13 protein-coding genes are annotated in these 14018 nt (G+C 61.0%); 5 read left to right on the top strand and 8 right to left on the bottom strand.

The annotated features are described in order from the left end of the window. Positions 1–4: 4 nt before the first annotated feature. From JFT81_RS26675 to JFT81_RS26665, 3 genes are read right to left on the bottom strand one after another with little or no spacing between them, the layout of a single operon-like run. Positions 5–1441 carry an N-acetylmuramoyl-L-alanine amidase gene (locus JFT81_RS26675; protein ID WP_277952823.1) on the bottom strand — a complete coding sequence of 479 codons (1437 nt, stop codon included), beginning with the start codon at positions 1439–1441 and terminating at the stop codon, positions 5–7. Continuing rightward, positions 1442–1912, bottom strand: coding sequence for a tRNA (adenosine(37)-N6)-threonylcarbamoyltransferase complex ATPase subunit type 1 TsaE (gene tsaE / locus JFT81_RS26670; protein WP_007967425.1), 471 nt, complete (start codon positions 1910–1912; stop codon positions 1442–1444). Continuing rightward, positions 1900–3399, bottom strand: a complete 1500-nt coding sequence (locus tag JFT81_RS26665) for an NAD(P)H-hydrate dehydratase (RefSeq protein ID WP_201230265.1) — start codon at positions 3397–3399, stop codon at positions 1900–1902. The genes tsaE and JFT81_RS26665 overlap by 13 nt, the downstream gene beginning before the upstream one ends. 63 nt (positions 3400–3462) lie before the next feature. Here JFT81_RS26665 and queG point away from each other — a divergent pair, with 63 nt between their 5' ends. After that, entirely contained in the window at positions 3463–4542 is a 1080-nt protein-coding gene (gene queG / locus JFT81_RS26660; protein WP_201230263.1) for a tRNA epoxyqueuosine(34) reductase QueG, read from the top strand. Here queG and JFT81_RS26655 read toward each other — a convergent pair. Together JFT81_RS26655 and orn are read right to left on the bottom strand one after the other, a co-directional pair. After that, complete coding sequence (locus tag JFT81_RS26655; RefSeq protein WP_095120635.1) at positions 4524–5135, bottom strand: trimeric intracellular cation channel family protein; 612 nt, start codon at positions 5133–5135, stop codon at positions 4524–4526. The genes queG and JFT81_RS26655 overlap by 19 nt on opposite strands. Before the next feature lie 163 nt (positions 5136–5298). Then, on the bottom strand, positions 5299–5841 hold the full coding sequence (gene orn / locus JFT81_RS26650) for an oligoribonuclease (RefSeq protein ID WP_201230261.1): 543 nt from the start codon (positions 5839–5841) through the stop codon (positions 5299–5301). A 107-nt stretch (positions 5842–5948) separates the two neighbouring features. On the opposite strand from orn, the gene rsgA reads away from it, so the two are divergent. Beyond that, on the top strand, positions 5949–6980 hold the full coding sequence (gene rsgA / locus JFT81_RS26645) for a small ribosomal subunit biogenesis GTPase RsgA (protein WP_201230259.1): 1032 nt from the start codon (positions 5949–5951) through the stop codon (positions 6978–6980). Between the two features lie 434 nt (positions 6981–7414). Here rsgA and JFT81_RS26640 read toward each other — a convergent pair whose 3' ends face one another. From JFT81_RS26640 to motA, 3 genes are all read right to left on the bottom strand, one after another. Then, positions 7415–8548: a sterol desaturase family protein gene (locus JFT81_RS26640; protein WP_201230250.1), complete on the bottom strand. Its 1134-nt coding sequence runs from the start codon at positions 8546–8548 to the stop codon at positions 7415–7417. Positions 8549–8638: 90 nt separating this feature from the next. After that, positions 8639–9715, bottom strand: coding sequence for a flagellar motor protein MotB (gene motB / locus JFT81_RS26635; protein WP_201230248.1), 1077 nt, complete (start codon positions 9713–9715; stop codon positions 8639–8641). 3 nt (positions 9716–9718) lie between these two features. Further along, a complete protein-coding gene (motA, locus tag JFT81_RS26630; RefSeq protein ID WP_007952169.1) occupies positions 9719–10570 on the bottom strand; it encodes a flagellar motor stator protein MotA in 852 nt (283 codons plus the stop codon). 166 nt (positions 10571–10736) lie between these two features. Here motA and JFT81_RS26625 point away from each other — a divergent pair, with 166 nt between their 5' ends. Genes JFT81_RS26625 through asd form a run of 3 tightly spaced genes read left to right on the top strand, consistent with a single transcriptional unit; the run spans position 10737 to position 14016 of the window. Beyond that, positions 10737–12275: an HDOD domain-containing protein gene (locus tag JFT81_RS26625; RefSeq protein ID WP_201230246.1), complete on the top strand. Its 1539-nt coding sequence runs from the start codon at positions 10737–10739 to the stop codon at positions 12273–12275. Positions 12276–12317: 42 nt separating this feature from the next. Beyond that, entirely contained in the window at positions 12318–13142 is an 825-nt protein-coding gene (gene rhdA / locus JFT81_RS26620) for a thiosulfate sulfurtransferase (RefSeq protein ID WP_201230244.1), read from the top strand. A gap of 13 nt (positions 13143–13155) precedes the next feature. After that, on the top strand, positions 13156–14016 hold the full coding sequence (asd, locus tag JFT81_RS26615) for an archaetidylserine decarboxylase (RefSeq protein ID WP_122661074.1): 861 nt from the start codon (positions 13156–13158) through the stop codon (positions 14014–14016). Positions 14017–14018: the final 2 nt, after the last annotated feature.

The following is a 14018-nucleotide window of genomic DNA, read 5'->3' as shown; positions in this document are numbered from 1 at the left end:
TCGTTCATTCTTTGGACGCCAGTTCGGTGCCAGGAATGGTCAGGTGTTGGCCGACTTTCAGCTCATCGCTTTTCAGATTGTTCGCGCTGCGCAACGTGGCCGGCGATACCTGATAACGCACACCGATCATCGCCAGGGTTTCGCCTGGGCCGACGCGGTGGTCGCGGGGGCCCTGGACGATCTTGCCAGAATCACGCAGCCAGGCGATGTAGGTGCCCGGTGGCGGGTTCTGTTGGAAGAACTGGCGCACGCCGCTGCTGATCGAGCGCGCCAGCGCTTGCTGGTGGCCCGAGGCCGAAAGCTTGTTCGCTTCGTTGGCATTGGAGATGAAGCCGGTTTCGACCAGGATCGACGGGATGTCCGGCGACTTCAGCACCATGAACCCGGCCTGTTCCACGCGCTGTTTGTGCAGCGGCGTCACGCGGCCGATATTGGTCAGCACTTTCTGACCAACGTTGAGGCTGGACGTCAGCGACGCAGTCATCGACAGGTCGAGCAGTACACCTGCGAGCATGCGGTCCTTGTCATCGAGGCTGACGTTGCCGGCACCACCGATCAAGTCAGAACGGTTTTCGCTGTCGGCCAGCCAACGGGCGGTCTCCGACGTCGCGCCACGGTCAGACAAGGCGAATACCGAAGCACCGAAGGCGGCCGCAGACGGCGCGGCGTCGGCGTGAATCGAGACGAACAGGTCGGCGCCCTTCTTGCGAGCGATTTCGGTACGGCCGCGCAACGGAATAAAGTAGTCGCCGGTACGCGTCAGTTCGGCGCGGAAGCCTTTCATGCCGTTGACCTGACGTTGCAGTTCGCGGGCGATCTGCAACACCACGTCTTTCTCACGCTGGCCGCGCGAGCCGGACGCACCCGGGTCTTCGCCACCGTGGCCGGCGTCGATCACCACAATGATGTCGCGCTTGCCGGCCGGGGCTGGCGGCAACTTGATTGCCGGTTCGGAAGGTGTGACCGGCACCGCAGGCATGGTCGCTACCGAAGGCGTTGGAGCAGGCACGGGCGCGGGAGCAGCGTCGGCCGGGTTATCGAACAGGTCGACCACCAGACGGTTGCCATATTGCGCGTTCGGCGCCAGCGAGAAGCTTTTCGGGGTAACGGCTTTTTTCAGATCGATGACCACCCGCAGGTCGGTCGGCGTGCGCTGAGCCGAGCGCATCGCGGTGATCGGCGTGTTCGCGGTCTGCACCTTCAGTGGCGCGCCGAGCGTGGCGCCATTGATGTCGATGACCAGCCGATCCGGCGCGGTCAGGGTGAAGACGCTGTGCTGCACCGGGCCGCTCAGGTCGAAGACCAGTCGCGTGTTGTCCGGCGCCCGCCACAGGCGCACGCTGTTGACCTTTGTATCGGCCACAGCGTTGACGGTTACTGCCATCAACATCAGTCCAGCGGCAGCCACCAACGCGCGAAAGCGCATACCTAACCCCATCATTTAATTGGATTCCAATGCCAAAGCGGCACACCAGGCTTCGCCACGCGAGCCCTGGGATAAAATTTTCAGCGAACGCCCGCTGTCTTGCGGGCTAATGGTAATGGTCAGGTCAGGCTTTGGCAAAAAGCCTGCACCTTTATCGGGCCACTCGATCAGGCACAGGGCATCGTCTTCGAAGTAGTCGCGGATGCCGAGAAACTCCAGCTCTTCCGGATCGACCAAGCGATACAGGTCGAAGTGGAAGGCGCGGACGTCACCGATCTCGTAGGGCTCGACCAAGGTGAAGGTCGGACTTTTTACCGCGCCGACGTGGCCCAACCCGCGAATGATCCCTCGCGACAACGTGGTTTTGCCCATCCCCAGATTGCCTTCCAGGAAAATCAGGCCATGGCCCTGGGTCACGCGGGCGATCCGTGCGCCAAAGTCGCTCATGGCCTGTTCATCGGCCAGGTACAGGGTTACTTCAGACACGGTGCTTGCTCCTCCAACAACTGACGAATGGCTGGAATCAGATCACTGGCCGCCAGCCCACGGCCCAATTTACCTTGTTGCATTCCCGCATTGGCATGCAGCCAGACCGACAGGCACGCAGCATCGAAAGCGTCCATGCCCTGCGCCAACAACGCTCCGGTCAAACCCGCGAGCACATCGCCGAGCCCGGCCGTGGCCATGGCCGGATGGCCCTGATGACACAGCGCCAAGCGACCATCGGGATGAGCGATCAGGCTGCCTGCGCCTTTCAACACCACGACCGCCGAGTATTTTTTACTCAATTGTGATGCTGCGCCCGGGCGATCAGCTTGTACTTGGGCAGTACTGATCCCCAGTAAACGCGCTGCCTCGCCCGGATGCGGAGTGATTACGCAATCCTTGGGCAGACTGACGAAACCGCTCGCCAACAGATTCAGCGCATCGGCATCCCACACTTGCGGCAAGGGCGCATTGGCGGCGGCGGAAAGTAACGCTCGCCCCCAACTCGCCTGCCCCAGCCCTGGTCCGACGACCAATACCGAAACCTTTTCCAGCAGACTCATCAACTGATTGGCCGATGACGCACCCAGTGCCATGACTTCCGGCAAGCGGGACAGCGCCGCCGGCACATGCTCGGGGCGTGTCGCCAGCGACACCATGCCGGCACCACTGCGTAGAGCGCTTTCGGCGCTCAGGAGAATGGCCCCGCCAAACCCGTGATCGCCACCAATCAACAGCAAATGCCCGAAACGGCCTTTGTGCGAGCTCGGCGCCCGTGGCGCCAATCGGGGAAGATTAGCCGCACCCAGGCGTTTGGCGCTGACAGGAACGTCACGATAAGTTTCGGCCGAGGCTTGTAAATCGTTAAACACCAGATGCCCGATGTGATCCGCCGCATCCCCGGTGAACAAGCCGATTTTCAAACCAATGAAGGTCACCGTCAGGTCGGCGCGAACGGCGGCACCGAGGACATGCCCGGTATCCGCTGACAACCCGGAAGGAATATCCACCGCCGTCACCGGCAAGCCGCAGGCATTGATCGCCTGGATTGCGCCGGCATAGGGCTCAAGCACTTCACCGCTAAGGCCGGTGCCGAGCAAGGCATCGAGGATGACGCCGCGCAATTCGCTTTGCGCAGTCCAGTTGAGCACGCTGAGCCCTTCAGCCAGCGCCTGGGCATGGGCCAACGCCGCATCTCCCTGCAAGCGCTGCGGATCGCCAACCGCGATTATCCGCACAGACCACCCGGCCCGGTGCGCCAACGCGGCGATCAAATAACCGTCACCCGCATTGTTGCCATGCCCGGCAAGCACCGTCAGCTCATTGGCTGAAGGCCACTGTCGCACCAGCGCCCGCCAGGTCGCATGGGCGGCGCGTTGCATCAATTCGAAGCCCGGCGTGCCGGCGGCAATCAGCCGCGCGTCGAGCTCACGCACCTGTGCGGCGCCGTACAGCGCGTCGGGTAATTCATCTTTCGTGTGCGGCATGCGTCTTCGGGCTCCGATGTCTGGCAGAATTATACGCACCTCAGCTCCGGTTTCTCTCGCCTCATGTCCGCCATCACCACAGACCTGCCCGCCCTCGCCCAATCGATCAAGGATTGGGGCCGCGAGCTGGGCTTTCAGCAAGTCGGCATCAGCGGCCTCGATCTGGCCGAGCATGAGCAGCACCTGGAGCGCTGGCTCGAGGCCGGCTACCACGGCGAGATGGACTACATGGGCGCTCATGGCAGCAAACGCTCGCACCCCGAGGAACTGGTTCCCGGCACCCTGCGCGTGGTTTCTCTGCGCATGGACTACTTGCCGGGCGACACCGAAATGGCCAAACGTCTGGCTCAACCGGAAAAAGCTTACGTATCGCGTTATGCCTTGGGCCGCGATTACCACAAATTGATCCGTAAACGTGTTCAACAATTGGCCGACAAGATTCAGTCCGAGATCGGTCCTTTCGGTTTTCGCGCCTTCGTCGACAGCGCCCCGGTGCTGGAGAAAGCCATCGCCGAACAGGCCGGGCTGGGCTGGATCGGCAAAAACACGCTGGTGTTGAACCGCAAGGCCGGGAGCTATTTCTTTTTAAGCGAATTGTTTGTCGATCTGCCGCTACCCGTGGACGACCCGCACAGCACTGAACACTGCGGCCGCTGCACCGCGTGCCTGGATATCTGCCCGACCAATGCCTTCGTCGGCCCCTATGTGCTGGACGCGCGCCGCTGCATTTCCTATTTGACCATCGAACTGAAAAACGCAATTCCCGAAGATTTGCGCCCGCTGATCGGCAACCGCGTATTCGGCTGCGACGACTGCCAGATCGTCTGCCCGTGGAACCGTTTCGCCAAGCCCTCGGGCGAAAGCGACTTCAAGCCACGGCACAATCTCGACAACGCCGAACTCGCCGAGTTGTTCCTGTGGGACGAGGACAAGTTCTTGAGCAGCACTGAGGGCTCGCCGCTGCGACGTGCAGGTTATGAGCGCTGGCTGCGCAATCTGGCAGTGGGGCTCGGTAACGCGCCGTCGAGCATTCCGGTGCTGGAAGCGTTGAAGGCACGGCGGGACTACCCATCAGAGCTGGTGCGTGAGCATGTGGAATGGGCGCTTAAGCAGCATGCCGAGCGTCAAGGCGCGTCGTTGTAAACGAACTTGGGCATTTCCCAGTGGAAGCGGATCGCCAGCAGGCGCAGCAGAAAGCCGCCGAACAGGGTGATGAGGATAGCTTGTTCGCTCGGCACGTTCAGATACAGGCAGAGCATGTAGCACCATGCCGCGGCAAACGACACGCTGGCGTACAGTTCGCGCCTGAAGATCAGCGGGATGTCGTTGCAGAAGATGTCGCGCAAGATGCCACCGAAGACCCCGGTGATCACACCGCTGACCGAGGCCACCAGCATGCCGTGGCCCATTTCCAGGGCGGTCATGCAGCCAATCAGGGTAAACGCCACCAGACCGACGGCGTCGAGCACCAGAAACAGCGAGCGCAGGTGGCGCATCCAGCGGGCAGTGAACACTGTGAACATTGCGGCTACCGAGGTCAGCACCAGGTATTCCGGGTGTTTGACCCACGTCAGCGGATAGTGTCCGAGCAACACGTCGCGAACCGAACCGCCGCCCAACGCCGTGACGCAGGCGATCAGCACCACGCCAAACCAGTCCATGCCGCGACGGCCGGCAGATAAGGCGCCAGTCATGGCTTCGGCGGTGATGGCGATCAGATAGAGCATCAGCAACATGGTGGCGATCCAGACAGGAAGGCGCGCAGTCTAGCCATTTCGGTCACGCGATCCAATGTAGGAACTATCGAAGGCTGGGATCTTTTGACTTTGATTTTAAAAACCAGATCAAAAGATCGTCCGATCGCGGTCCGGGCCTTCGGCAGCTCCTACAAAGATCAAATCAGAACTTGATGAAGTGCTGGCGGTAGTGCTGCAGCTCGGCGATCGATTCGCGGATGTCGTCCAGCGCCAGGTGCGTGCTGCCCTTCTTGAAGCTGTCGCGCACGTCCGGCGCCCAGCGGGCAGCCAGTTCCTTGAGCGTCGAGACGTCGAGGTTGCGGTAATGGAAGTAGCTTTCCAGCGACTTCATGTGGGTATAAAGAAAGCGACGATCCTGGCAGATGCTGTTGCCGCAGATCGGCGACTTGCCCTTCGGTACCCATTTTTCCAGGAAAGCGATGGTTTCGGCTTCGGCTTCGGCCATGCTGATGCGGCTGTCGCGCACGCGCTGGGTCAGGCCGGAGTTGCCGTGGGTGCGGGTGTTCCACTCGTCCATGCGCGCGAGCACTTCGTCGCTGTGGTGGATGGCGATCACCGGGCCTTCGGCCAAGGTGTTGAGGTCACTGTCGGTGACGATGGTGGCCATTTCGATGATGACGTCGTTATCCGGATCAAGACCGGTCATTTCGAGGTCGATCCAGATCAAGTTCTGCGGGTTTTGCATATTTCGGCTCCTGGGCAATGCTGCGCAGTTTAGCCTAGGCCGGTGCCCGGGCGTGCTAAACTCGCGGCCGTTTTACCTAATCGCAGCATTCTTCAGACGGAACACCCATGGCCAAACGCCAACTCAATCGTCGTCAAAACTGGCGCATCGAAAAGATTCAGGGCGAACGCGCTGCCCGCGCCGCCAAACGCGAGTCCTCGGCGGTCGAAGCCCTTGAGGGCGGTGACCTGGGCCCGGAACAGCACGGCCTGGTGATCGCCCACTTCGGTGTGCAGGTCGAGGTCGAGGCCAAAGACGGCGAGCTCGCCGGCCAGGTGTTCCGTTGCCACTTGCGCGCCAACCTGCCTGCGCTGGTGACCGGCGATCAGGTGGTCTGGCGTGCCGGCAATCAGGGCATTGGTGTGATCGTCGCGCAATTGCCGCGCATCACCGAACTCTGCCGCCCGGACAGCCGTGGCCAGCTGAAACCGGTCGCGGCCAACGTCGACATGATCGTCATCGTCTTCGCCCCGCTGCCCGAGCCGCATGCCAACCTGATCGACCGCTACCTCGTAGCCGCCGAACACGCCGGCATCCGTCCGCTGTTGCTGCTGAACAAGTACGACCTGATCGACGAGCAGAACGCCCCGGCGCTCAACGCCTTGCTGGCCGTTTACCGCACGCTGGGTTACCCGGTGCTGGAAGTGTCGGCGCACCACGGCAATGGCATGGAACAACTGCAACAGCAGCTCGACGGGCGCATCAGCGTGTTCGTCGGCCAGTCCGGTGTCGGCAAGTCCTCGCTGGTCAACAGCTTGCTGCCTGAGGTTGAAACCCGCGTCGGGCCGCTGTCAGAGCTGTCCGGCCAAGGCACGCACACAACCACCACCGCACGGCTGTTCCACTTCCCGGGCGGCGGCGAGCTGATCGACTCCCCGGGTATTCGTGAATTCGGTCTCGGCCACGTCAGCCGCGCCGACGTCGAAGCCGGCTTCATCGAGTTCAACGACCTGCTCGGCACCTGCCGCTTCCGCGACTGCAAGCATGATCGCGAACCAGGTTGTGCACTGCTCAAGGCCCTGGAAGATGGCCGCGTGCAGCAGCAGCGGATGAACAGCTATCGCTCGATCATCGCCAGCTTGCCGGAAAACGGTTACTGATCAGCAAGCTTCAAGCGTAAAAAAACCGCGAGATTCGCGGTTTTTTTTCGTTCAAGTTTTGACGATGGTTTTATCCGGCCAACGACCTCGATCCAAGCCGTGAGAAATCCGCTGGTCAAACTTGAAACCTTCTCAGTGGCCCCAGAGGGTAATCAAACCGCTTCAACGACTCTTCAAACCCAAGCAGAAAATCATTCCACTGAGACTTCTTCAGCGAAAAAACAAACCGAAATTGCGCGCCGTCATTCCTCTCGACTCACGCCCGACACTCCCTTTCTTCAAATCCATTTAGCAACACATGATAACCAGCACTCGAGCGGGGCTTTCCAACTGGCTTGAGGGCAGACGAAAAGAATGATCCCGCGCGAAAAGCAACCATTCGAAAGCCACAAGAAAAAGCCGCGATCATCGCGGCTTTTTCACCTCCACACGCCCTACTTCGGCTCAGGCGTCTTAAACGCATAAAGGTGCTGTTGCACAATCCCGCCCGGCAACTCTTTGCCAAACACGCCATAACGCACCGGCCATTCTTTCGGCGGCAGCTTGAAGGTGCCGAACAGCATGTCCACCAGCGGTGTGTGGATCGCGTAGTTCTTGTAGATGTAGTCCTTGTGCCGGGCGTGGTGCCAATGGTGGTAGCGCGGCAGGACGATCAGGTAATTCAGCCAGCCGCCGTTGATCCGCACGTTGGCGTGGGCCAGTACGGCCTGGATGCCGACCAGAATCACGTAGGCATTCAACGCCTGCGGCGCGAAGCCCAGCAGCATCAGCGGCACCAGCACGCCGGTGCGGGTCAGGAGGATTTCGATGAAATGCACGCGTGATCCGGCGAGCCAGTCCATGTGCGTGCTGGAGTGATGCACGGCATGGATGCGCCATAGAATTGGCACAACATGGTAGAGCCGATGCAACCAGTACTGGCCCAGATCCGCCACCAGTATCGCCAGCAGGAACTGCACCACCAACGGCAGGCTTTGTACGCTGGCCTGCAAGCCCGGCGACACTGCCCAACCGGCGATGTAACCCGACGAGGCGGTGATGAAAATCAGGATGAACTGCACCAGCATGTGGCTGACGAAAAAGTAGGTCAGGTCGGTACGCCAGTGCGGGCGCAGGATGTTCTGCTCGGGGTCTTTGGAATACAGCTTTTCCAGCGGAATAAACACGATGGCCGAGATCAGCAGCGCCAGCACAAACCAGTCCAGACCGAGCGAGTAAGGGGTCTGCCCGACCTCGCTGACCTGCACATTGGTGCCGCCGAGAATCACTGCCAGCCCTGACGCAACCAGGCCGGTGATGCCCAGACGTTTACGCTTGTTGAGCAGGATGTTCAGGGTACCGAGGCTGAACGACAGCACCAGTCCGAGCAACAGGGTGGTGCGCGCGAATTGCTCGTCGTAGACCTTGCGCAGCTCGGCCGTGGTCAACCATTCGGGAAACAGGAAGCAGAACACCGCCAGCAGGCTCAACAGCCCGAGCGTGGCCGAGATGTAGCCACTGACCCGACCCTCGCCGAATTTGAAGGGGGCGTTGCCGTGCCGCTGAAAATAGGCTTTGAGTCTTTCCATAACTGATCTTCCGTGATTGCGAATACTGCGACTGGTCAATGCGACGCAGGCAGGCACAAAAAAGCCACGGTAACCGTGGCTTTTTATGGGTCACTGTTTCGGCGCGGGGGCCGGTGCAGTAGCCGGTGGCGCTGTCGGCGTGGGCGCCGCACCTCCCGGCCCGGCCGGTTTGGGTGCAGCGTCGTCGAACAGGTTCAGCCGTTCACGCAGCTCATGTGCCGGCACCGGTTGCTGATCCGCCGGTAAGGCGTTCGGATCGACCGGCGTCGCCGGAGCGGCACCGTCCTGACCCTGATCAGCCGGTTTGGCCGGATCGGCACCTTGCGAACCTTCGATCGCTGCCTGAGCCTTTTTGGTCAGCACGACGATGTCGATACGGCGGTTGACCGGGTTGAACGGGTTTTCCTTGTCGAACAGCGCCGACGAGGCGTAACCGACGACCCGCGCCACTTGCGCATCCGGGTAGCTACCGGCGACCAAGGCACGGCGAGCGGCGTTGGCACGGTTGGCCGACAGCTCCCAGTTGCCGAAATCGCCCGTGCCGGTGTACGGCTTGGCGTCAGTGTGGCCACTGATGCTGATCTTGTTCGGCACCGCTTTGATGGTGTCGGCCATGGCCAGCAGGATGTCTTCGAAATACGGTTTCAGACGTGCAGAACCGGAGTCGAACATCGGCCGGTTCTCGGCGTCCATGATCTGGATGCGCAAGCCGTTCGGCGTGATCTCGAAGAGGATCTGGTCCTTGAATTTCTGCAGTTGCGGGTTCTCGTCGACCTTGTTCTGCAGTTCTTGCAGAAGCAGTTCCAGACGTTCTTTCTCGACCTGCTCGGCCATGCCTTCGACCTGCTCGGTGTCGACCGTGACCTTGTCCGGTTGCGGCTGGGATTTCACCTCGGGGTTGAGGGTGTTTTCCGGCGCCAGGGTCGGCGTACCGCCGAGATCAATGATGTACGGCGTGCCGCTTTCGGAGAAGCCGACCGGGTCTTTGAAGTAACCGGCGATGGCGATCTTCTGTTCCGGTGTTGCGGTGGACAGCAGCCACAACACCAGGAAGAACGCCATCATCGCCGTGGCGAAGTCGGCGAAGGCGATTTTCCACGCCCCGCCGTGATGCCCGCCGGCTATGCGCTTGACGCGCTTGATGATAATCGGCTGATTATTTTCCATGGCTTAACGACCGCGAACGGCTTGTTCCAGCTCGGCAAAGCTTGGACGGTGGGCCGGGTACAGAACCTTGCGACCGAACTCCACCGCCAGCGATGGCGGCATGCCGGAAGCCGAAGCCACCAGAGAGGCCTTGATGGCTTCGTAAACGTTCAGCTCTTCCTTGGCATCGTGAGCCAGGGAATGCGCCAACGGGCCGAAGAAACCGTACGCCGCGAGAATACCGAAGAAGGTACCTACGAGTGCCGCACCTACGTGCAGACCGATGGACTTCTGATCGCCTTCACCCAGCGAGGCCATGGTCACCACGATACCGAGTACCGCCGCGACGATACCGAAACCCGGCATGGCGTCGGCGATGCCGTTCACTGCGTGGGAAGGATGCTCGAGGTCTTCTTTGAGGCTGTAGAGTTCCATGTCGAACAGGCCTTCCAGCTCGTGCGGAGCCATGTTGCCGGAGGACATGATGCGCAGGTAGTCGCAGATGAACGCGGTCATGCGCTCGTCTTTAAGAACTGCCGGGTACTTGGCGAAGATCGGGCTCGCGGCGGCGTCTTCAATGTCGCCTTCGATGGCCATCATGCCTTCGCGGCGGCTCTTGTTGAGGATCTCGTAGATCAGCCCGAGCACTTCCAGATAGAACGTGTGGCTGAAACGCGAACTGAACATGCTCAGGGATTTCTTGAGCACGTGCATCGTCATGTAGCCGGGGTTGGCCTGGAGGAATGCACCCAGTGCCGCACCACCAATGATCATCACCTCGAAAGGCTGGATCAGGGCGGCAATCTTGCCGTGGGAGAGCACGTATCCGCCGAGCACGCTCGCGAATACGACGATGATGCCGATAATTTTAGCCATAGGTAGGAAAGTACTTACTGAGTCGGGTTCAAGGTCATATTCGGAAGTTAAAAAATCTCTTCTTCTACTTATCGGCAAAACTGCGCCAGACTATAGCCAGTTCAGGCGAAAAGCCAATTTAGCCCATGCCGGGCGCGTCTACAGTCAGTGAAGATCTCGTCCAGACATGGCTAATGAAACGAACGTCCCACAGGTAAAACCGACCACACTCGATGGCTGGGTCAAGTTGCTCGATGGCGTCCGACTGCCCGTACCGCAAGAGGCTCACGATAAAGTTTGCCGGGCAATTCGTGACAATCGCAGCTCGATCCGCGACATCGCTGACTTGATGCAGGACAGCCCGGCGCTGGCCTTGAGCATCATCCGAGAGGCCAATCGTCACACCCAGGGCAACATGGGCACGCCGGCGGAAAACCTCGAAGTCGCGATCAACCGCCTCGGCCTCGCCCGCACCGAAGAATTGCTGGCGCGCCTGCCGGCCCAACCGCAGATGCAAATCCCCAAGGCCCTGCGCCAACTGCAAATGATCAGCCAGCACGCCACTCAACAGGCCAACGGTTTTTTTGCCAGCCGCCTCGCGCGGCTGTGGCAGGACATTCATTGGGGCAGCCTGCTGTTTCTCTCGCCGTTGTGGCCGCTGGCGCTGACTTATCCACAGCTGCTTGAAGAGTGGGAGCTGCGGGTTATCCACAAGGGCGAATCGGCGCGGACCGTCGAGAAGCAATTGTTTGGTGTACGTCTGCTGAGAATCGCTGATGCATTGGTGCAGGTCTGGCACCTGCCGATCTGGGTGCAGCAAGGCTATAAATTGCTCCTCAGCGAGCAGCGCGAATTGGTCAAAGTGCTGCGCATCGCCCGCGACAGCGAACATCCGCTGCGCCAGCAAAACCGTCTCGACGATGATCCGACCCTGCGCCGCTGGCTCAATCAACCGGCCAACACCGTGTTGCTGGCCAACGGTCTGGCGCTGTCGGCGCAACAAGCGTGGGACAGTCCGCACAGCGAGCGCTGGCAGTACCTGACCAGCCTTTATCTACAGATTTCCATGGATGAGGTGCAGCAACAGTTGCACCAGCAAGCCGCCAACAGTGCGCGTCAGCATGCGATGCCCGACTTGTGGCACCCGGCCGTTTCATTGTTGTGGCCGTGGGGCACCCTTCGTTTGCCGGCAGGCATGTTGCCGGCGGCGGCACCGAACGCTGAAGATCTGACCCAGTGGCGCCGGCAATGCGCCGAATTGCTGGCCGAGCCGAGCCGTTTCACCAACGCGATGAGCCTGACCGTCGCCGCCCGCGATGCGCTGGTCGCCAGCGGCATGCGCCGGGTGATGATCCTGATGGCCGATCGCACCCAGTCCAATTTGCGCGTGCATCAAACCGTCGGCCTGCCGAAAGACGCTGCGGCGCTGAATTTTGTGGTCAGCCAGAGCAAAGTCCTGCAACGGCTGCTCGCGCAGCAGGCGCAGGTACGGATCAACCCCGAGAACAACGGGCAATTCTCCGCACTGCTGCCACCGAGCCTGCGCACGCTGTTCCGTGGCGAACACTTGTTCCTGCGTTCACTGGTCAACAATGGCCGGGTGATCATGATTGTGGTCGCCGATCAGGGCGGCGGGCCGTTTGCCGATATCACCGTGCAAGCCTTCGGCAAAACCGCGCAGTGCATCGAAAAAGCCCTGCACAGCTTTAGCAGCCGTGGCCGATGAGGCTGCGCTACAATCCCCCCCTTTGTGCTCTGGAGACCTCACATGTCTGACTTCTCTGGCTTGCCGCTCGTCATCGAGCCGAGCGACCTGCTCCCGCGTCTCGAGTCACCTGAACTGATTCTGGTGGACCTGACCAGCGCCGCCCGCTACACCGAGGGCCATCTGCCCGGTGCGCGGTTCGTCGATCCGAAACGCACCCAGCTCGGCCAGCCGCCGGCACCGGGGCTGCTGCCAGCGAAAGCGGATCTGCAAGCGCTGTTCGGTGAGTTGGGACATCGCCAGGATGCGGTCTACGTAGTCTATGACGACGAAGGTGGCGGCTGGGCCGGACGCTTCATCTGGCTGCTCGACGTGATTGGTCATGACAAGTACCACTACGTCGATGGCGGTCTGCCGGCGTGGCTGGCGGACGGCATGCCGATGTCGATCCAGGTTCCTGCCGCCGTCGGTGGCCCTGTGGCGCTGACCCTGCATGAAGAACCGACTGCCACGCGCGAATATCTGCAAAGCCGTCTTGGCGCTGCCGATCTGGCAATCTGGGATGCGCGCGGGCCGCTGGAGTATTCCGGTGAGAAAGTGCTGGCCGCCAAGGCCGGGCACATCCCCGGCGCGGTCAATTTCGAATGGACTGCCGGCATGGACAAGGCACGTCAACTGCGGATTCGCACAGACATGCCGCAGATCCTCGAAGACCTCGGGATCACCAAGGACAAAGAAATCATTACCCACTGCCAGACCCATCACCGGTCGGGCTTCACTTATCTGGTGGCCAAGTCCCTCGGTTATCCGCGGGTCAAGGGCTACGCCGGTTCCTGGGGCGAATGGGGCAACCACCCTGACACGCCCGTCGAGATTCAAGGTTTTTAAGGACTATTAATTAATGAAAGAGCGTCTGTTTATCCTCAGCCAGTACCTGCTGCCTCATCACCTGCTGTCGCGCCTGGCCGGCTGCGTTGCCGAGTGCCGTGTGCGCTGGTTCAAGAATGCCTTCACCCAGTGGTTCGCCAAGCGTTACCAGGTGGACATGTCGCAAGCACTGGTCGAAGACCTGACCGCTTACGAGCACTTCAACGCCTTCTTCACCCGCGCCCTGAAAGACGGCGCGCGCCCACTGGACCAGACTCCGGGCGCGATCCTCAGCCCGGCCGACGGTGCCGTCAGCCAACTCGGCCCGATCGAACACGGTCGCGTGTTCCAGGCCAAGGGCCACAGCTTCAGCGTGCTGGAACTGCTCGGCGGTGACGCCGCCAACGCGGCGCCGTTCATGGGCGGTGACTTCGCGACTATTTACCTGTCGCCGAAGGACTACCACCGCGTGCACATGCCGCTGGCCGGCACCCTGCGCGAAATGGTCTACATCCCGGGCCGGATCTTCTCGGTCAACCAGACCACCGCTGAAAACGTCCCGGAGCTGTTCGCTCGCAACGAACGCGTAGCGTGCATCTTCGACACCGAGCGCGGCCCGATGGCTGTGGTGCTGGTCGGCGCGATGATTGTCGCTTCGATTGAAACCGTATGGGCCGGACTGGTCACGCCGCCGAAGCGCGAGCTGAAGACCTTCCGCTACGACGAAGCCGCCCGTGCGCCGATCCACCTGGAAAAAGGCGCTGAACTGGGTCGCTTCAAGCTGGGTTCGACAGCCATCGTGCTGTTTGGCCCGGATCAAGTGAAGTGGGCTGAAGAGCTGGTAGCGGGTTCGCCAGTGCAGATGGGCCAAGGCCTGGCACTGCCAAAAGCCTGACC

The sequence above is a fragment of the Pseudomonas sp. TH43 genome, from assembly GCF_016650635.1.
Classification (GTDB): Bacteria; Pseudomonadota; Gammaproteobacteria; order Pseudomonadales; family Pseudomonadaceae; genus Aquipseudomonas.
This window is presented reverse-complemented; position numbering and strand designations above follow the sequence as displayed.

Coding starts and splice junctions, on each gene's coding strand:
- orn (WP_201230261.1), bottom strand. CDS start 5,841: ATGCAAAACCCGCAGAACTTGATCTGGATCGACCTCGAAATGACCGGT.
- JFT81_RS26625 (WP_201230246.1), top strand. CDS start 10,737: ATGGCTAATGAAACGAACGTCCCACAGGTAAAACCGACCACACTCGAT.
- JFT81_RS26675 (WP_277952823.1), bottom strand. CDS start 1,441: ATGATGGGGTTAGGTATGCGCTTTCGCGCGTTGGTGGCTGCCGCTGGA.
- rhdA (WP_201230244.1), top strand. CDS start 12,318: ATGTCTGACTTCTCTGGCTTGCCGCTCGTCATCGAGCCGAGCGACCTG.
- asd (WP_122661074.1), top strand. CDS start 13,156: ATGAAAGAGCGTCTGTTTATCCTCAGCCAGTACCTGCTGCCTCATCAC.
- motB (WP_201230248.1), bottom strand. CDS start 9,715: ATGGAAAATAATCAGCCGATTATCATCAAGCGCGTCAAGCGCATAGCC.
- motA (WP_007952169.1), bottom strand. CDS start 10,570: ATGGCTAAAATTATCGGCATCATCGTCGTATTCGCGAGCGTGCTCGGC.
- rsgA (WP_201230259.1), top strand. CDS start 5,949: ATGGCCAAACGCCAACTCAATCGTCGTCAAAACTGGCGCATCGAAAAG.
- JFT81_RS26655 (WP_095120635.1), bottom strand. CDS start 5,135: ATGTTGCTGATGCTCTATCTGATCGCCATCACCGCCGAAGCCATGACT.
- JFT81_RS26665 (WP_201230265.1), bottom strand. CDS start 3,399: ATGCCGCACACGAAAGATGAATTACCCGACGCGCTGTACGGCGCCGCA.
- JFT81_RS26640 (WP_201230250.1), bottom strand. CDS start 8,548: ATGGAAAGACTCAAAGCCTATTTTCAGCGGCACGGCAACGCCCCCTTC.
- queG (WP_201230263.1), top strand. CDS start 3,463: ATGTCCGCCATCACCACAGACCTGCCCGCCCTCGCCCAATCGATCAAG.